Source organism: Tenacibaculum todarodis (genome assembly GCF_001889045.1).
In the GTDB taxonomy this organism is placed as follows: domain Bacteria; phylum Bacteroidota; class Bacteroidia; order Flavobacteriales; family Flavobacteriaceae; genus Polaribacter; species Polaribacter todarodis.
Map to the genome: position 1 here is coordinate 144,679 of NZ_CP018155.1, position 17,581 is coordinate 162,259.

General features: G+C 31.6%; 19 protein-coding genes and 1 tRNA gene. 4 read left to right on the forward strand and 16 right to left on the reverse strand.

What is annotated here, in order from left to right:
• Nucleotides 1–46 precede the first annotated feature (46 nt).
• Together LPB136_RS00690 and LPB136_RS00695 are read left to right on the forward strand one after the other, a co-directional pair.
• Nucleotides 47–679, forward strand: a complete 633-nt coding sequence (locus tag LPB136_RS00690) for a tetratricopeptide repeat protein (protein ID WP_072554297.1) — start codon at nt 47–49, stop codon at nt 677–679.
• 53 nt (nt 680–732) lie between these two features.
• Nucleotides 733–1,395 carry an HAD family hydrolase gene (locus LPB136_RS00695; RefSeq protein WP_072554298.1) on the forward strand — a complete coding sequence of 221 codons (663 nt, stop codon included), beginning with the start codon at nt 733–735 and terminating at the stop codon, nt 1,393–1,395.
• A 6-nt stretch (nt 1,396–1,401) separates the two neighbouring features.
• Here LPB136_RS00695 and LPB136_RS00700 read toward each other — a convergent pair whose 3' ends face one another.
• The 13 genes from LPB136_RS00700 to LPB136_RS00755 all read right to left on the reverse strand — a co-directional run bounded on the left by LPB136_RS00700 (nt 1,402) and on the right by LPB136_RS00755 (nt 11,645).
• Nucleotides 1,402–2,112, reverse strand: a complete 711-nt coding sequence (locus LPB136_RS00700; RefSeq protein ID WP_072556860.1) for an aspartyl/asparaginyl beta-hydroxylase domain-containing protein — start codon at nt 2,110–2,112, stop codon at nt 1,402–1,404.
• Between the two features lie 125 nt (nt 2,113–2,237).
• Nucleotides 2,238–3,188: an XdhC family protein gene (locus LPB136_RS00705; protein WP_072554299.1), complete on the reverse strand. Its 951-nt coding sequence runs from the start codon at nt 3,186–3,188 to the stop codon at nt 2,238–2,240.
• Nucleotides 3,185–3,559 carry a hypothetical protein gene (locus LPB136_RS00710; protein WP_204218344.1) on the reverse strand — a complete coding sequence of 125 codons (375 nt, stop codon included), beginning with the start codon at nt 3,557–3,559 and terminating at the stop codon, nt 3,185–3,187. Before LPB136_RS00710 ends, LPB136_RS00705 begins: the two co-directional genes overlap by 4 nt.
• 133 nt (nt 3,560–3,692) lie before the next feature.
• Complete coding sequence (locus LPB136_RS00715) at nt 3,693–5,963, reverse strand: xanthine dehydrogenase molybdopterin binding subunit (protein WP_204218351.1); 2,271 nt, start codon at nt 5,961–5,963, stop codon at nt 3,693–3,695.
• Entirely contained in the window at nt 5,963–7,375 is a 1,413-nt protein-coding gene (locus tag LPB136_RS00720) for an FAD binding domain-containing protein (protein ID WP_072554301.1), read from the reverse strand. Before LPB136_RS00720 ends, LPB136_RS00715 begins: the two co-directional genes overlap by 1 nt.
• A 144-nt stretch (nt 7,376–7,519) precedes the next feature.
• Nucleotides 7,520–8,545, reverse strand: coding sequence for a hypothetical protein (locus LPB136_RS00725; protein ID WP_237267405.1), 1,026 nt, complete (start codon nt 8,543–8,545; stop codon nt 7,520–7,522).
• Nucleotides 8,529–9,185 (reverse strand): mechanosensitive ion channel family protein, encoded by a 657-nt coding sequence (locus LPB136_RS14100; RefSeq protein WP_237267406.1) that lies wholly within the window; start codon nt 9,183–9,185, stop codon nt 8,529–8,531. Before LPB136_RS14100 ends, LPB136_RS00725 begins: the two co-directional genes overlap by 17 nt.
• A gap of 54 nt (nt 9,186–9,239) precedes the next feature.
• Nucleotides 9,240–9,620, reverse strand: coding sequence for a hypothetical protein (locus LPB136_RS14105; protein WP_237267407.1), 381 nt, complete (start codon nt 9,618–9,620; stop codon nt 9,240–9,242).
• 83 nt (nt 9,621–9,703) lie between these two features.
• Nucleotides 9,704–10,153 (reverse strand): GbsR/MarR family transcriptional regulator, encoded by a 450-nt coding sequence (locus tag LPB136_RS00735; protein WP_072554302.1) that lies wholly within the window; start codon nt 10,151–10,153, stop codon nt 9,704–9,706.
• 119 nt (nt 10,154–10,272) lie between these two features.
• Nucleotides 10,273–10,635: a nuclear transport factor 2 family protein gene (locus LPB136_RS00740; protein ID WP_072554303.1), complete on the reverse strand. Its 363-nt coding sequence runs from the start codon at nt 10,633–10,635 to the stop codon at nt 10,273–10,275.
• Nucleotides 10,636–10,696: 61 nt separating this feature from the next.
• Nucleotides 10,697–11,176 (reverse strand): glutathione peroxidase, encoded by a 480-nt coding sequence (locus LPB136_RS00745; protein WP_072554304.1) that lies wholly within the window; start codon nt 11,174–11,176, stop codon nt 10,697–10,699.
• A 4-nt stretch (nt 11,177–11,180) separates the two neighbouring features.
• The gene (locus tag LPB136_RS00750) at nt 11,181–11,405 is read right to left on the reverse strand and encodes a hypothetical protein (protein WP_072556863.1); all 225 of its coding nucleotides are present in this window, start codon (nt 11,403–11,405) and stop codon (nt 11,181–11,183) included.
• Nucleotides 11,406–11,570: 165 nt separating this feature from the next.
• Nucleotides 11,571–11,645: transfer RNA gene (locus LPB136_RS00755), tRNA-Pro, on the reverse strand.
• A 183-nt stretch (nt 11,646–11,828) separates the two neighbouring features.
• Between LPB136_RS00755 and trxB the strand changes: the two genes are divergently transcribed.
• Entirely contained in the window at nt 11,829–12,776 is a 948-nt protein-coding gene (trxB, locus tag LPB136_RS00760; RefSeq protein WP_072554305.1) for a thioredoxin-disulfide reductase, read from the forward strand.
• A gap of 333 nt (nt 12,777–13,109) precedes the next feature.
• Complete coding sequence (locus LPB136_RS00765; RefSeq protein WP_072554306.1) at nt 13,110–13,652, forward strand: hypothetical protein; 543 nt, start codon at nt 13,110–13,112, stop codon at nt 13,650–13,652.
• 123 nt (nt 13,653–13,775) lie between these two features.
• Here LPB136_RS00765 and LPB136_RS00770 read toward each other — a convergent pair whose 3' ends face one another.
• The 3 genes from LPB136_RS00770 to LPB136_RS00780 all read right to left on the reverse strand — a co-directional run bounded on the left by LPB136_RS00770 (nt 13,776) and on the right by LPB136_RS00780 (nt 17,577).
• Entirely contained in the window at nt 13,776–14,222 is a 447-nt protein-coding gene (locus LPB136_RS00770) for a KTSC domain-containing protein (protein WP_072554307.1), read from the reverse strand.
• 244 nt (nt 14,223–14,466) lie between these two features.
• Nucleotides 14,467–16,281, reverse strand: coding sequence for an acyl-CoA dehydrogenase family protein (locus LPB136_RS00775; RefSeq protein WP_072554308.1), 1,815 nt, complete (start codon nt 16,279–16,281; stop codon nt 14,467–14,469).
• 105 nt (nt 16,282–16,386) lie between these two features.
• A complete protein-coding gene (locus tag LPB136_RS00780) occupies nt 16,387–17,577 on the reverse strand; it encodes an acetyl-CoA C-acyltransferase (RefSeq protein WP_072554309.1) in 1,191 nt (396 codons plus the stop codon).
• Nucleotides 17,578–17,581: the final 4 nt, after the last annotated feature.

Sequence of the window (17,581 nt, forward strand, 5' to 3'; positions counted from 1 at the left end):
GATGAAAAAGAGTAGATATTTGAATTATCAATTAAAAAACAACAATATGAAACGTATTATTATAGTAACAGTATTAGCACTAATTTTTACAGGAACAATTACTGCACAAGGTCAATATGAAAAAGGAATGGAAAAAGCATTTGCAATGTGGGAAGCAGGAAAAATGGATGAAGCATCTCAACTTTTTGAGCGAATTTCAAAAGCAGAAAAAGACAATTGGTTGCCATCTTATTACGCAGCAACTGTAGAGATTTTAGGAAGCTTCGGATTAAAAGATGAAGCAAAACTAACTGCTAAATTGAATAAAGCACAAGGGTTTTTAGATGAAGCAAAATCAATTTCAGAAAATAATCCTGAAATTATAATTACGCAAGCATTCTTAAATTTAGGATATATTGCTTTTGATGGTCAAAAATATGGAATGACTTTATCTGGAAAGAATAATCAATTGTATGCAAAAGCATTAGAGATTGCGCCAAACAACCCAAGAGTTCTTTTAGGAAAAGCGGAATGGGGAATGGGAACTGCGCGTTTCTTTGGTCAATCTTTAGAACCTTATTGTAAAGATATTAAACGAGCAATAGAGCTTGGTAAAGTAGAAAAAGTTACAGAAGCATTTTACCCTAGATTTGGTGTTGAAAGAGCTGAACAAGTTTTAAAACAGTGTGAAGGAAAATAGTATTAAATCATCTCAAATAACTATTTTTACTGCTTCAATATAAATTTAAACAGATGGCTTTTAAAGCAGTGCTTTTTGATATGGACGGTGTAATTGTAGATACAGAACCTTTACACAAACAAGCCTATTTTTTAATGTTTAAAAAAGTAGAGATTGTCGTTTCTCAAGAATTGTACAATTCTTACACAGGTCAATCTACAATTGATATTTGTAAGGATTTAGTAAAGAAATTTAATTTAACCTTAGAAGCTAAGGAATTGGTAGCCTATAAAAGAGCCTTTTTTAAAGAGCTCTTTTTTTCTGATACCAACGATTTACAATTGTTAGATGGCGTTTTAGATTTAATTAAAAATTATTATAACAACGGAATTACCTTAGTATTAGCGTCTTCTGCTTCTATGGTTACCATTAATAATGTTTTTAATAAGTTTGATTTGAATCAGTATTTTAAAGGAAAAATTAGCGGAGCCGATTTAAAAGCATCTAAACCACACCCAGAAATTTTTATAAAAGCGGCGGAAATAGCTGGTTTTAAGAGAGAAGAATGTATTGTAATTGAAGATTCTACAAACGGAATAAAAGCGGCTTACGATGCAGGAATTTACTGTGTAGCCTATAAAAGTGAACACTCAAAAGCACAAGATTATACCTTAGCTCAAAAAGTGATTTCTGATTATAGGGAAATTAGGTTTGAGGTTATGGAGAAGCATTTTTAAAGTTTTTTAGGCTTTCTGTTGTTTTTGTAGTAATTCTTTAATTAATTGTTCAGCGATGGGTTCATTACTGCGTTTTAATTCTTCAATTATTCGTTTAATGGTTTCTGGAGAATCTTTTTCTTTAGGTATTGGCAGGAAACTTTCTTCAGGCGCCAATGAGAAAAACAATTTATCTGACCATTCATTTCTCTCAAAATCAATAACTAAATGAACTCGATCTACGGTACCTGAATTCTTAACACTATGTACGTAATTAACATTCGTGTACCAGCATTCTCCGGCTAGCATTTTTAATTCTGTACCATCTAGAAGAAATTGGACATCAGAATTTGTAATGATTGGTATGTGTAATCGAAAATTTCCATCCTCATACCCTAACTTATGATCTCTGTGTGGTTTAATTTCAGCATCAACACCTAGTCGCAAAATACGAGCAGTAAGTATTGGCAACTTAAAAGAGTCAATAACCTCTTTAAAATAGTGACATTTTTTAAGTATTAATGTTTCCGATATAATTGAATTAGAATTTGAAAGCGCAAAAATATTAGATTCATTTCCATCAACGGCATAAAGTGAAATCACCTTCCAATCTCCAGTATATCCCGTAGTGTTAAAGTGTGAAACCCATTTTTTATCAAAAATTAATGATAAATCATGGACAAGTTTTTCTGTGTCAAACTGAAAAGGGAGTTTTAAATACTTGGTTCTATTTTGCATAATCATTCTTAAGATTATTAGACGTTTTTAATGAAACACAATGTAAAAAAAAATATACTAATTTTTAATATTATATATTCAGCGTTAGCGAAGTTACTTAATAATGGGTCTAGAAACAAACAAAACTATTTGCCATAATTTTTAATCTGTATAATCTGTGCAGCAATACTAACTGCAATTTCTTCAACGGTTTCACTTTTTATAGAGATTCCAATTGGTGCGTAAATCGTGTTTAATTCTTCTTGTGTAAAACCTTCTTTTAGTAAAACTTCCCACATGGTTTTTAGTTTTGCTTTGCTGCCTAAAACGCCTAAAAATTTATAATCGTTTTTAAGAAGTTTACTTAAAACTAATTTATCATCTGTGTATTTGTTGGTCATTATGGCAACATAACTTGTGTTTCCTTTTGTAATGTAGTTGTTTATTTTTTCATAGTTAATAACCATTTTTTTATTAGCAAACGTGTTGTTTTTTAACGTGTTTAAGTTTTTTCTATTATCAAAAACAACTACGTAAAAACCAAGTTTTATAAACAGTTCAGAAACAGCAACACCAACATGTCCGCCACCAACAATGTACAAGGTTTCTTTAGAACCAATGTGTTCTTCAAAAAACCAATTTGTAGTTGAGGTTATTTGGTAATCAAATCGGTTTTCTAAAATTTTATGGGATAAATCAAAAGAATTGGGTGTTAACCTTAATGTTCTTTTTTCGCCATTTTTAAGGCAATTTAAAATATCTCTAACAACGGAAATGTGCTTGTTGTCTAAACAGTGAAAAGCTACGGTTTGTTCACCAGAACAAATCATACCAGAGCCGTCTTTTATATTTCCTTTATGTATTTGTTTCTTTATAAATGTTGGCGATTTTTCTTCTGTTAATAAACGTTGCGCTTCTTCAACCAGAGAAAATTCCATAACGCCGCCACCAATGGAGCCAAATATAAATCCGTCTTGTGCAACCAACATTTTAAACCCTTTTCTACCAGGCGAACTTCCGTGGTTTTCAATAACGGTTAAAACATATATTTTTTGATTGTCTTTGAGTTTATTTAGTATGTGTTGCCAGAAAATCATTGAAAAATTGTTTCACTTAATGCGTAATAAATAGCCATTATTGCAGAGAAAACAGCACTTGTAAGAAAACGCCAATTGAGTTTTATTTTATTCTGAATTAAAAAATTTGCAATAAAAGAAATCGGAATATTCACTAAAAAAGACAAACAGGCTATTTCTAATAAATTGAAATTGATATCATAAAAATTACCTGAAAATAGTTTTATAAAAGCCAAATGCCTAAAAATCCACAGTGGATTAAAATACGCAATTGCCAATCCAGTTTTTGATAATGTTTGTTTAATTCCAGAAAGTTGTACCGTTTTTTTATCAATCCAAGCAAAATAATTCGGAATTTCAAGAGCATAAATAGTTGCGCCAACTAATATCATTCCTAATAATCTATAAATAGAGAATTCGTTTAGTAAAATAGCGGCAATAGTATCTCCAGCGCTATAGATTATAGCGCCTTTTAATACGTTTTGTTTTGTGAGTTGTAGTTGGATAGGATTGTAATTTTAAATGCTAATTATTCGGCTTCTCGTATAAAGCTATTAACACTTTTTCGGGTGTAAATGGTGCATGAAATTTCAATGTATAATTAGGGTTGAATTCCTTTACCGCTTGTTGAATAGCGAAATAAGTTCCAATTCCATACATTAAAGGAGGTTCTCCAACAGCTTTAGATTTTTTAATTGCCAAGTCGTTTCCTTCCGTTTCTAACGGAATTGTCTCAATGGTTTTTGGTGCAGAAAATATGTCTGGGACTTTATACGTAGATAACGCATTCGATAATAATTTGCCATCAGCATTATACGAAATTTCTTCCATGGTCATCCAACCAATTCCTTGCGCCAAAGCACCTTCAACTTGACCAACATCAATACCTAAGTTCATAGATTTTCCAAAATCGTGCACAATTTTTACGCTATCAATTTCATAAATTCCACGTAAACAATCTACAGTAACCGTTGTTATTGCAGTTCCATATACATGATACGCAAAAGGATGTCCTTTTTCTTTGCTCTTATCAAAATGAATAATTGGCGTTGCGTAATGCGCGTTTTCCGTAAGTGCAACTCTTTCTAACATTGCTTGCGCAACTACATCTTCCCAAGAAAGTGTTGTTTTTTTATCATTCTGAAAAACAAAATCATCTTTAAAAGAAATATTTTTTTCTTCGGATGAAAGCATCGTAGCAGCTACTTTTGTTAATCTTTCAATTAAAGAATTACATGCCATTTCTACCGCTTTTCCGTTTAAATCTGCCGTAGAACTTGCCGCAGTTGGCGAGGTATTTGCAACTCTGGTTGTGTTGGTTGTTTCTAATTTTACTTTATTGGCAGTAATTCCTAAAATATCTTGGGCAACTTGCAACATTTTGGTATTTACACTTTGACCCATTTCCACAGCGCCAGTAGAAACGCCAACACTTCCGTCTTGATAAATATGAATTAATGCTCTCGCATGATTCATTGGTGTGTTGGTAAATGAAATTCCGAATGCAATTGGCATCAACGAAATTCCTTTTTTATACAATTGATTTTCTTTGTTAAAAGCTTCAATTTCAAACTCTAATTTCTCTAGTTCAAATTTCTCTTTTGCAGAAAACCAAGCCTTTTTTGCTTGTACTTCAGTTGCAACTTGCCCGAAAGAGAATGTATCTTTTTCATCAAACAGATTTGCTTCTTGAATTAAGCGTCTATTGATGTTTAATTTATCTGCAACAGCAGCAATGGCACTTTCTATAACAAACATTCCTTGTGGACCACCAAAACCTCTAAACGCTGTGTTTGGCGGTAAATTTGTTTTGCAACTGTAAACGGTTGTTGCCACATTGGGAACAAAATAACTGTTGGTTGCGTGGAACAAAGTTCGTTCTGCAATTGCTGGAGATAAATCTGCGGCAGCTCCAGAATTTTGTAGGAACTCAACTTCAAAAGCTTTAATTTTTAAGTCTTTTGTTAAGCCTATTTTATAGAATGAAGAATAGGGATGACGTTTCCCTGTCATTCGTAAATCATCATGACGATTTAGTATATATTTTACAGGTTTGTTTAAATGTTTCGTAGCAACTGCGGCCATAACTGCCCAAGGTGTTGCTTGATCTTCTTTGCCGCCAAAACCGCCTCCAAGTCTTGTTACATCAACTTCAATTTTATGCATAGAAACGCCTAAAACACGTGCTGCTATTTTTTGAACAGCTGTTGGTCCTTGCGTAGAAGAAATCAGTTTTATATTACCATTTTCTTGTGGAATTGCATAGCAACCTTGTGTTTCTAAATACAAATGTTCCTGCCCGTTAGAAAAAGTTTCTCCTTCAAAAACGTGTTCACAATTTTTAAATGCTTCCGTTGAATTTCCGAGTGAAAAAGAACGAGGAGCATTAATAAAACTACCTTTTTCTTTTGCTTCTTTTGCTGTTGTAATTACAGGTAATTCTTCAATTTCTATGCTAATTAATTTACGTGCTTTTTTAGCAATAGCTTCACTTTCTGCAACGATAAAAGCAATAGGTTGTCCCCAAAAATGGACTTCATCTTCCGCCCAAAGTGGTTCGTCAGGAAGAATTCCTCCAATTTGATTTTCGCCTACAATATCTTTATATGTAAATATTTTCTCAACACCTTCAAGCGCTTCCGCTTTTGTGTAATCTACCCATTTTATTTTTCCGTGTGCTTTTGGCGAGTCAAAAACCAAGCCGTATAAAGTATCTTTTCTTGTAATTACATCATCTACAAAAAGAGATTCGCCACGAACATGTGTAAAACTGTCTATGTTTTTCATTGTTTTCATTAGGCGATTAATTTTTGAAGTTCAACTTTAGTAGGAAATAACTCAATAAAATGCGCAAAGAATAATTGTTTTGCAAGTAACCTTTTGTATGCTGAAGTTCCACGAACATCACTAATAGGAGCGATTTCTGATTGTAAAATAGCCTCAGCCTCTTTAATAGTTTTGTTGTTTATTTCTTTTCCGACTAAAAAGGCACCTGTTTTATATAAGTATTTTGGAATTGCCGCAACACCACCAACGGAAAAATGTGCGTCGGTAACGGTGTTCTTTTCAATAGTTATGCTTCCTGCGGAATTTACGCTAGCAATATCTAAATGTGTTCGTTTACTTACTTTTTCAAAATTGAAAAAAGTATTTTTTGTAGGAACAGGAAAAGAAATTGAAGTTAAAATTTCGTCTTCTTGTAAATCGTATTTTTTATAGTTTTGATGAAATTCTTGAAACGGGATTGTTCTTTCTAATCCGTTTTTATCTTGAATTGTAAGTATTGAATTTAATGCCAAAAAGAAAATAGACATATCTCCAATTGGTGATGCATTTACAAAGTTTCCGCCAAGAGTTCCCATGTTTCTAATCTGTTCAGAAGAAACTAGTTTTAAAAATTGCTTTAGTTTTGGGAAAAGTGTTTTTAATTGCAAACTTTCATCCATGTTTGTAACGGTTGCATTTGCGCCTATTGAGCAAATTCCGTTAGAAAAAATAATGTTTTTTAGGTCTTTTTGTGCTGAAATTAGCTGAACGTTTTCCTCTGATAAATCATCTGCATAACGAACATATAAGTCAGTTCCGTTTGCCACTTTTGTTCCTTTTAAAGACTTCTCGACTGCGCTCGAAGTGACATCTAGGAACATTTGTAGTTTCGATGGAATCTCTTCAAAATAATTAGGAATGAAACCTTCTTGTATCAACCAAGCTATTTTATTATTTTCATCTTTTTGAAGTAGTTTTTCTTCAATTTCAAAACCTGCTTTTTCAATGGATTTATAACCTGTACATCTACAAATGTTTCCGCTAACAGCATTATTACAAGTTTTGTTTTTATCGTTTTCTAAAGCAAAACCAGTCATAGAAACCACAAAGCCTGGAGTACAAAAACCACATTGTGTTGCGTAATTATTGCTCATTGCTTCTTGCGCACTATTCAATTTTTTTGGAAGATTAATTCCTTCAATAGTTACAATATGTTTACCGTGTGCGTTACCTAACGGTGAAATGCAAGAAGTAATACTTTGGTAGTTAATTTTATCATTGTTTAACTCGCCAACCAAAACGGTACAAGCGCCACAATCTCCTTCGCGACAACCAATTTTTGTGCCTTTTAACTGTTGGTTTTCTCGAATAAAATCGAGCAGAGTAACTCCAGTTTTCTCTGAAGTTTTTATTGTTTTATTATTAAGTATAAATTGTATCATAAGTATAATAGCAAGGTAGTAATTTTTAAAATAAAATCAAGATTAGTTTTGTTTTCGTAAAACTATAATAATGCAAAACCGTCTCGAAATACGAGACGGTTTTTTAAAAAGGGGACCTGAAACAAAAGGGGACTACAAATTTTATTATTTTTTACTGAACGGATTAAATGAGATTCCTACATTAAAATAACCAGTCATATCTTGATCGTTTTCATATATGTAATCTTTATTTGGCTCTCCTTTTTCAGTTAATCTATTACTAATGTAATTAACTAAACCACCTTTAAATGTTGCAATTACATTGTCGGTTATTTTATGTTCATAGGTTAAGCCGCTTTTTAATTCGAGTTGACTATATTCAAAAACGGAAGGAAAATTAGGAGCATCAACATTTACGTAAAATCCATTTCCGCCAAATTCTGCACCTACTGATAAACGTCCTTTTGTAGCAATTGGTTTTCTAAATAGAATTCGTTGTGGTAAGATAAAATCGAACTCCCAATCAGAGTTTTTAAATTTATGATTGTAAGAAAATGTTGGAAAAAACGGAATTTGTGCTGTTGGATCTACAAAAACTATTAAACCAGTTGTAATAGTTGTGTTTGCTGTTCTTTTTAAAATTATTGAAGCGCCAATTAATCCTTTTATTCGTTCTAATCCTTTTTCATTTCCATCAATAATTAAACTGGCGTTGTAAATTAATGGTTTTTTAAAAAGGCTAGAAAAAAGCGTTGTGCTAATTGCTCCAGAAATTTGATGAAAATCTGCTGTTTCATTTTGATTAAAAGCAGCAGTAGTAGAAACGTTTTCTATATTTTTGAAATCAAATTGATGATAAGCATAATTAGCCGAAGCAGTAAATGTCCATTTTTTGTATTTATAAAAGGGAATATTTGCAGAAAAATTTATTCTTTTCTGGTTCTCAATAGTACCTGTTTGAAAATTTTCATCAAATAACTTTGAATCAAAATCTCTTGCAAAAGCATTTTCGTATTCAATATTAAAAGTTCTAGCTCTTGGAAATTCTGCTCTAATAATGCTATCGGCCTCTTTTTTAAACTCGTTATTCTTTTTTTGTGAAAAGGAGAATGTAGAAATAGATATAAAAGTAATGAATATTATTAATCGTGTCATGTTTGTTGTTCTTTTTTGTTTAAATTTCTTGTTCATTTTTATTTTTAAAAACCAGTGTTCTGTGAGGAAAAGGAATTTCAATTCCTTCTTTATCAAATCGATTTTTTATAGATTCATAAACATCGCATTTTAATACAAATGCAGATGGAAAATCTGCCGCCCAAGCCCAAGCTCTTATTGTTACGGCAGAGTCGCCAAGACTTATTACTCTTATAATTACTTTTTTAACATTATTATATTTATCTAACTCGCTTCTGTTGTCAATTAAATTTGGGTGAGATTCACATTCTTCTCTAATAATATGTTTTGCAAGACTTATATCGCTATCATAAGAAATTCCAATTTCTACCCATTGGCAACATTTTAATTCACCAAGATTGTAATTAATTACTTTTTCTTTGTTAATAATTGCGTTTGGAATAACAATCATTTTGTTTTCATAATTCCTTATAACAGTATGTCTTAAAGTGATATCTGTAACTTCACCTACCATTTCATTACTTATTTTGATAACATCATGTACTTGAAAAGGTTTAAAAATGATGATAAAAAAACCACCAACTAAATTAGCAAGTGCTTCTTGAGATGCAACACCAATTATTACGGCTAAAATACCAGCGCCACCAACTGCGGTTTGTGCTAAACCTCTAAGAGTAGGGAATATATAAGCTGCCAATGCAATACCTATTATTAGTATTGAAAATGTACTTACATATTTTAAGAATTTATATTAAGTTGGATTTTCTTTTTCTTTAATTTTCTTTTTTATAGTTCTATTAAAGATTGTATTAGAAAATTTAATAGATATTATTGTAAATACTGAAACAAACGCCAACCATGCAATTGTTTTAATATTGTCAGTTATAAAAGCATAATTAGATTTTTCAACAAAAAAATAGGCTAAAAATAATAAGACAAAAAGGATGATAAATATTTTTAATATTCGTCTTATTAAAACAATAAAAGAGAAGTCTTCATAACCTTTTGCTGAGGCTTTATTTATTAGTTTTTTTGAGCCCTTGTCAATAAATAGATATAAAAAGACTGCTGGAATTAATATTCCAAGCAGCCAAGTTATTTGAAGGGAATGTTGTTTTAAAAAATCAATCATGTTTATTAGAATATTTTACTAGGATTTCTTGTAGTGTGTTTGGTTCTGAATTAAAAGAACTAAGTTGGTTTAAAAAAAAAGGCTTATTTTTTCCAGTTATCAATCAGTTTAATACTTTCTCTTATAAAGTATTCCATAAATTCATTTAAATCTTTTAATTGATTGTTAAAATCTTCATTTTTAGTAGATCTGTTTTTAATTATTTCAGACAGTATATCTCTATAATGGTTTAAGCCTTGCATATCTTTTTTAAATAACTCTTTCCATTGGTCTAGCTTAGAATAAAAATATCTTTTTCTGTCTCCAGGTTTTGTTTTATAACCTATTCTATTAAGTGTTAAAAGCATGTTTATTGCATTGCTAGTTGCACTTTTACTTAGGTGTAATGCTTCTTTTATTTGATCAAAACTTAAATGTAATTCCTCAGAAATTGTAAGTAAAGCATTAACTCTAGCTGCAGCTGGTGTTAAGCCCATTTGTTCTTGGATTACTCCAAAGCTTTCAATAAGGTCTTTTTGTTTTTCTGATAACATCTTTAAAAATTCTAATGCAAATATATGAAGTTTTTTTAGTTCTGTTTTTAGAGAACTAAAATATAATATAAAAAGCACTAACAACAATCAGTGCTTTTATAAAAGAAAAATAAATTATTTTACATTGAATAGAAAAATTGCTCACTAGCAATTTTACCATTATGTACTTCAAAAACGCAAACTTCTTCCATTTGTTGTCTTCCTCTATCTTTAAAAGTTATGTCAAAAGTCATTTTAGAAGAAAAATGATTTCCTGCTACTATTGGTTCTGAAATTTCATTAGAATGAAATTCGGCTATATTGTCTAGCCATTCTTTACTTTTGTTCCAAACATTTTGCTTTCCAGAAACTAATTCTCCAGCTGGGTAACCTGGCATTTCTTTACTAACTATATTGTCTGCGTATAATTCAGAAACACATTCTAAATTTTTTCCTTGTTGGCACATTTCTAACCATTTGTTTGCTACTTCCTGTGTATTCATAACTTAATTAAATTTAAAAATTTCAGATTTAAAGTTAGCAAAAAAATAATAGAGTAGTAGTTTAAAGAAAATGTTTAACAATTTTTTTGCTATCAGGTTTAGTTAAAGAATACCAATAATCAACTAACTCACCGTTTTTGTTTACAAGGTATTTCTGAAAATTCCATTTTACGGTAGAATTCTTTTTACCATTTAATTCTTTAGAGGTTAACCAAGAATATAAAGGATGTTGATTGTCTCCTTTTACATCAATCTTTTCAGTAATTAAAAAAGTAACACCGTAATTTACTTCGCAAAATTCTTCTATTTCTTCTGAGGTACCTTTTTCTTGTTGTCCAAACTGATTGCACGGAACGCCAACAACCACTAAATCACTGTAAGTATCATTTAATTCTTGTAGTGCCTTGTACTGTGGTGTAAATCCGCATTTAGAAGCAACATTTACAAAAAGTATGTTTTTTCCTTTAAAAACAGAAAAGTCTACAAGTTTACCTTGCAGACTTTTAATTTTTATATCGTAAATAGATATATTTTCTTTCATATTTTTATGACGTTAAAGGTTTTCCTTTTAGTCGTTTTTCAATACGTTGTTTAATAACTGTTAAACGTTTCATAATATCCATTATTTCTGCGTCCTTAGTTTCTTTGTAAACTTCATTTAAGCTTAAAATTAGGTCTTTTACCTCTCTAGATGCTAGTATTCTATCACTAGTTGTAGGGAAACTAAATTTTCTATTTTCAAACTCTAAAGCTTTGTCTATCAATTTCATAGATTCTTTTTTTAATAATTTTACTTTCAATTTAAAGTTGGTAAGTTGAAAGATTTAACACGTAAATATAAAAATGTTTAGTTAAAAAGCAAATTTTTATACCAGAAAAATAACTTACATGTTAAATTACATGAAAAATCCAGCTTAAAAAAGCTGGATTTTAAGTCGGGGTGGCAGGATTCGAACCTGCGACCTCCTCGTCCCAAACGAGGCGCGATGACCGGGCTACGCTACACCCCGAAAAATATAAATTTCGGACTGCAAAGATACATCTTTTATTAACTTTACAAACTATTTTTGGTTTAAATTATTAAGTGTAAGATTACTTTTTCTTATCGTCTAATTGTCAAAAGATATTCACAATAAATCTTTTAAAAGGTAAAAAAAATTACATTTGTAATCGTTTAAAATAAGAACTCGAATATGTCAGATACAATAGAAAGAATAAAATGCTTAATTATAGGTTCTGGACCTGCAGGTTATACTGCAGCAATTTATGCTGCAAGAGCAGATATGAAGCCTGTTATGTATACAGGAATGCAAATGGGAGGTCAATTAACAACAACTACAGAAGTTGATAATTATCCAGGATATCCAAACGGTACAGATGGAACTGCGATGATGAATGATTTACAGAAACAAGCAGAACGTTTTGGTACCGAAGTTCGTTTTGGATTGGTTACTAAAGTTGAGTTAAGCGACAAAGTTGGCGGAATTCATAAAGTAATTGTTGATGAGTCTAAAGAATTAGAAGCAGAAACAGTGATAATTTCAACAGGTGCAACCGCAAAATATTTAGGTTTAGAAAGTGAACAACGTTTAATTGGAGGTGGAGTTTCTGCTTGTGCAACTTGCGATGGATTTTTCTATAAAGGACAAGATGTAATTGTTGTTGGAGCAGGAGATACCGCAGCAGAAGAAGCTACTTATTTAGCTAATATCTGTAATAAAGTTACTATGTTGGTACGTAAAGATCACATGCGTGCTTCAAAAGCAATGCAACATCGCGTTAATAAAACGGGAAATATTGAAGTTTTATACAATACGGAATTAGATGAGGTTTTAGGTGAATCTGTTGTAGAAGGTGCTCGCCTTGTAAATAATCAAACAAAAGAGAAACACGATATTGCTATTACAGGTGCTTTTATTGCCATTGGTCATAAACCAAATTCAGATTTATTTAAAGGTGTTTTAGATATGGATGAAGTAGGTTATTTAATCACCAAAGGGAAATCTACCAAAACAAATTTACCAGGAGTTTTTGCCGCCGGTGATATTCAAGATAAAGAATACAGGCAAGCGGTTACAGCAGCGGGAACAGGTTGTATGGCAGCTTTAGATGCAGAGCGTTATTTAGGAGCTTTAGAGTAAGCTTTTAATTTACATTATATAAAAAAGAGATTGCGAAAGCTGTCTCTTTTTTGTTTTGTGTATATTTTTTTTGAAGCTAATTCCAGCTTTCCGTTATATCTTTTGCTGAAAAAGCAAAAGGATGCCACTTCAATCTGGGCTAAACGTACTTGCCAATTAATTGCTGAATATTATTTTAGTATTTCCTAATTATTGTTTAAATCTTCTATTGCATAACAAAAATTAAAGAATTATATTTACGTGAAAACAGTAATCTAAAAAGTATTTTATCCTGTTAAATTTACGGGATATAAGTAATAAAAGTTACTATAAAACGAGTTAGCAAAAATTAAAATGAAAAAATCTCCATTCAATAACTTAACGCAACAAATAAAATTTATTTTTATAAACCTAATTTTATTATTAACTCTATCTAATTGTTCAACAACAAGGATAAATGGCGGGAAAATAATTTCAAAAAATATTCCTTTTTATTTTGACAATTGTTGCTTAGCTACTCTTATAAAAGGAAATGGGAAAATAGAAGTTTATGAAAAAAAACTAAAAATAACCATTGAAAAAGGTAGTATAAAAATCAATCCAAAATTTAATAACAAGACTTATACTGTTGGAGAAATCTTTTTAAGTTTAGGAAGATATACTAATAAGGAAAAAGGAAATTGGACAATTTATAATCATAGTGAACCAATAAATATTGGAAAAACAATTAATTCTTTGAAAGACTCCATTGATATCTCAAAACTAAAATTTGAAATACCTTATTATGACAAATATATGGACTTAAGAAATTCTTGGATTGTTATAACTACAGCAGATGAAAAAAGGAATGGTTTTAATCACTCACATTCAATAAATAAATTTCAAAGATATAACTGAAAACAAAAAACTTTTGCTAACAACGGATATAACAAATAGAATTTTACTTTTTTTTTAAACAAATCACCATAAAAAAAATCCCAAGCAAAAGCTTGGGATTTTTCAATTTTATAAATATGTATTTTAAACTTCAACAGAAGCTTTCATAGATTTTCTATAAATAAATTTGTTAAAAATATTTCTTTTACCAAAGTTATTCATAGATTTAGCATTGATGAATTTTCCGAAAAGTATTTTACTAACACCAAAGTATTCATATTTATTTCCATCAGTAAAAGTAACTTCTAACAACATACTTTTATGATGCCAATCAGCTACTTGAAATTCAGTAATTGTAGTTTTATAAGCGTCTAAATTAGCTTCCTTAGTTTCAGGAGCAATGCTTACTAAAAAATGATAACCATCAATAATTTGAGTACTCATAACATCTGCTTCTTCCTTTTTATCTTCGTCAGTAAACTTGTCTGGGTGCCATTGCTTCACTAAACCTCTGTAGGTTTTCTTTAATTCTTTCAAATCAATAGCTCCTTCTACGTTAAAAAGTTTTTTGTATTGTTTTATGCGTTTCATCTGTATGTTTTCAAATTTCGTGCAAAAGTATTGATATTTAATTAATTATAACGCGTTATTTTAGTTTTGTTTACATAAAAAAACCGCTTCTCTTCAGAAGCGGTTTCAAACAAACAACTAAATTCTAAAACCTTTAAAAGTTTAAGAAAATCTTTATGTCAATATTCAGTATTCAGTATTCAGTATTCAGTTGCAGTTTGCAGTTGTGAGACTGAATACTGCTACTGCAAACTGCCTACTAAATTTAGAAGCAGTACTTGTTTTCTGCTGTTAATTTTTCTGCAATAGAATTACGTAATGCAACTACATTAGGATGGTTTGCGTATTTAGTAAAACGCTTTAACCCCATTAATAACATACGTTGCTCATCACCTTCAGCAAAAGAAACAATACCTTCTTTTCCGTTTTTAGTAATAATATCTACAGCGTTGTATAAGTATAATTTTGCCATTGCAATTTGTCCTGCTTGTGCATCTTCTCCAAAACGTTTTGCGTTTTTCTCAGCACGTAAGATGGTTGATTCTGCCATGTATACTTCATTTAAAATGTTAGCAGCCGCCATTAATAATTGTTGGTGCTTGTCTAAATCTGGTCCAAATTTCTGAATTGCAGAACCTGCAACCATTAAAAAGACTTTCTTTAATTTAGCAATCATCTCTTTTTCTTCAGCAAATAAAGCTGAGTAATCTGGCGTATCAAAAGAAGGAATTCCCATTAATTCATTTCCAACAGCAGTTGCTGGTCCTAATAAATCTACGTGCCCTTTCATTGCTTTTTTCACTAACATACCAACAGATAACATTCTGTTAATTTCGTTAGTTCCTTCGTAAATACGAGCAATTCTTGCATCTCTCCAAGCAGCTTCCATAGGCGTTTCTTCAGAGAATCCCATTCCTCCAAAAATCTGAATTCCTTCATCTGCACAAGCTTGTACATCTTCAGAAACAGTTACTTTTAAGATAGAACATTCAATTGCATATTCTTCTACACCTTTTAATTCTGCTTCAGAATGAGAATTTCCTGCTTCTAAACGCATTGCAATTCTATCTTCAATATTTTTAGCAGCTCTATAACTAGCAGACTCACCTGCATAGGTATTTGTGGCCATTTCAGCTAATTTTGCTTTAATAGCTCCAAAGTTTGCAATAGGAGTTTTAAATTGTTTTCTTTCTGTTGCGTATTGTAAAGCAGTAGTTGTAACTCTTCTTTGAGAATCTAAACAAGCTGCGGCCAATTTAATACGACCAACGTTTAATGCGTTTACGGCAATTTTAAATCCACCACCTCTTACAGATAACATATTTTCTGCAGGAACAACAGTATCACTATAAAATACTTGACGTGTAGAACTTGCTCTAATACCTAATTTATGTTCTTCTTCACCTAAAGTAATTCCGTTTGGATTAGCTGGGTCATATTCTACAATAAAACCAGTAATGTTTTTATCGTCTTCAATACGAGCAAAAACGATCATCAAATTACAGAAACCTGCATTTGAAATCCACATTTTTTGTCCGTTGATTTTATAGGATTTACCATCTTCAGATAAAGTTGCCGTGGTTTTTCCTGAATTTGCATCAGATCCTGCACCTGGTTCTGTTAAACAATAAGCGCCCATCCACTCACCAGTAGCAAGTTTAGTAACGTATTTTTTCTTTTGCTCTTCAGTTCCGTATAAAGTAATTGGCATTGTACCAATTCCTGTATGCGCACCAAAAGCAGTACTTAGAGAACCATTTCCGCTTGAAATATACTCACAAGTAAGCATTGTAGAAACAAAGCCCATTCCTAATCCACCATATTCTTCAGGAACAGCAACACCTAAAAAGCCAAGTTCTCCAGCTTTTTTCATTACTTCTTCAGTAAGTTTGTAATCTTTAGCTTCAAAACGCTCTCTGTGTGCAACTATTTCACGTTCTGTGAATTCTGTTACAGCTTCTTTCATCATTAGTTGTTCTTCTGAAAAATCTTCAGGAGTAAACACGTCTTCACAAGCAGTTTCTTTTACTAAGAATTGCCCACCACGTAAAATGTCTTTGTTTGTAGTTTCAGTACTCATTTTATTTTATATTTTATTATTTGTCAGTTCGAGCGCAGTCGAGAACTATGTTTAAGTGTCTGGAATATTAAGGTCTCGACTGCGCTCGACCAGACATAATTTATTTTAGTTTAGAAATTCAAAAATTCCTGCAGCACCTTGACCTGTACCTACACACATTGTTACCATTCCGTATTTTCCTTGCATGTTACGCTTACGCATTTCATCAAATAACTGAACAGATAGTTTTGCTCCTGTACAACCTAATGGATGTCCTAATGCAATTGCACCACCATTAACATTAATGATATCTGCGTCTAAACCTAACTCACGAATTACAGCTAAAGATTGAGAAGCAAATGCTTCATTCAATTCAATTAAGCTAATATCTTCTTGTTTTAATCCGGCTTGTTTTAATGCCTTTGGAATAGCAGCAACAGGTCCAATTCCCATAATTCTTGGAGGAACACCAGCAGCAGCATAACTTACCATTCTTGCAATTGGTTTTATGTTTAATTCCTTCACCATATCTTCACTCATGACCATTACAAATGCTGCACCATCACTTGTTTGAGATGAATTACCAGCAGTAACACTTCCGCCAGTAGCAAATACTGGACGTAAACGCTCTAAACCTGCAATGTTAGACCCTTTTCTTGGTCCTTCATCTTTGTTTACAGTATACTTTCTTGTTACTTTTTTTCCTTCTGCATTCACAAATGTTTCTTCAACTTCAATTGGAACAATTTGATCTTGAAAACGATCTTCAGCTTGTGCTTTTAAAGCTTTTAAATGAGAGTTTAAAGCAAATTCATCTTGATCTTTACGAGAGACATTAAATTTATCTGCAACTGCTTCCGCAGTATTTCCCATTCCCCAGTAATAATCTGCATGACCTGCAGCAACTGTATCGTAGTTTAATTCTGGTTTAAAACCTGTCATTGGTACAGAACTCATGCTTTCTGCTCCACCTGCAATAATACATTCTGCCATTCCTGACTGAATTTTTGCAACTGCCATACCAATAGTTTCTAGTCCTGAAGAACAAAAACGGTTAACGGTTACACCAGGAACATCTTCAATTTCTAATCCCATTAAAGAGATTAGACGAGCCATATTTAATCCTTGAGAACCTTCTGGCATTGCATTACCAACGATTACGTCGTCAATACGTTTTTTATCGAATTCTGGTAAGTTTTTCATTAAATGCTGAATCGTTTCAGCAGCTAATTCATCAGCTCTTTTAAATCTGAACGCACCTCTTTTAGACTTTGCTACGGCGGTTCTATATCCTTGTACTATATATGCTGTTTTCATCTTC

Excerpts from the sequence above, each read along its gene's own strand:
- LPB136_RS00690 (WP_072554297.1), top strand. The coding sequence starts at position 47 with ATGAAACGTATTATTATAGTAACAGTATTAGCACTAATTTTTACAGGA.
- LPB136_RS00695 (WP_072554298.1), top strand. The coding sequence starts at position 733 with ATGGCTTTTAAAGCAGTGCTTTTTGATATGGACGGTGTAATTGTAGAT.
- LPB136_RS00700 (WP_072556860.1), bottom strand. The coding sequence starts at position 2,112 with ATGCAAAATAGAACCAAGTATTTAAAACTCCCTTTTCAGTTTGACACA.
- LPB136_RS00705 (WP_072554299.1), bottom strand. The coding sequence starts at position 3,188 with ATGATTTTCTGGCAACACATACTAAATAAACTCAAAGACAATCAAAAA.
- LPB136_RS00710 (WP_204218344.1), bottom strand. The coding sequence starts at position 3,559 with ATGATATTAGTTGGCGCAACTATTTATGCTCTTGAAATTCCGAATTAT.
- LPB136_RS00715 (WP_204218351.1), bottom strand. The coding sequence starts at position 5,963 with ATGAAAACAATGAAAAACATAGACAGTTTTACACATGTTCGTGGCGAA.
- LPB136_RS00720 (WP_072554301.1), bottom strand. The coding sequence starts at position 7,375 with ATGATACAATTTATACTTAATAATAAAACAATAAAAACTTCAGAGAAA.
- LPB136_RS00725 (WP_237267405.1), bottom strand. The coding sequence starts at position 8,545 with ATGAACAAGAAATTTAAACAAAAAAGAACAACAAACATGACACGATTA.
- LPB136_RS14105 (WP_237267407.1), bottom strand. The coding sequence starts at position 9,620 with ATGATTGATTTTTTAAAACAACATTCCCTTCAAATAACTTGGCTGCTT.
- LPB136_RS00735 (WP_072554302.1), bottom strand. The coding sequence starts at position 10,153 with ATGTTATCAGAAAAACAAAAAGACCTTATTGAAAGCTTTGGAGTAATC.
- LPB136_RS00740 (WP_072554303.1), bottom strand. The coding sequence starts at position 10,635 with ATGAATACACAGGAAGTAGCAAACAAATGGTTAGAAATGTGCCAACAA.
- LPB136_RS00745 (WP_072554304.1), bottom strand. The coding sequence starts at position 11,176 with ATGAAAGAAAATATATCTATTTACGATATAAAAATTAAAAGTCTGCAA.
- LPB136_RS00750 (WP_072556863.1), bottom strand. The coding sequence starts at position 11,405 with ATGAAATTGATAGACAAAGCTTTAGAGTTTGAAAATAGAAAATTTAGT.
- trxB (WP_072554305.1), top strand. The coding sequence starts at position 11,829 with ATGTCAGATACAATAGAAAGAATAAAATGCTTAATTATAGGTTCTGGA.
- LPB136_RS00765 (WP_072554306.1), top strand. The coding sequence starts at position 13,110 with ATGAAAAAATCTCCATTCAATAACTTAACGCAACAAATAAAATTTATT.
- LPB136_RS00770 (WP_072554307.1), bottom strand. The coding sequence starts at position 14,222 with ATGAAACGCATAAAACAATACAAAAAACTTTTTAACGTAGAAGGAGCT.
- LPB136_RS00775 (WP_072554308.1), bottom strand. The coding sequence starts at position 16,281 with ATGAGTACTGAAACTACAAACAAAGACATTTTACGTGGTGGGCAATTC.
- LPB136_RS00780 (WP_072554309.1), bottom strand. The coding sequence starts at position 17,577 with ATGAAAACAGCATATATAGTACAAGGATATAGAACCGCCGTAGCAAAG.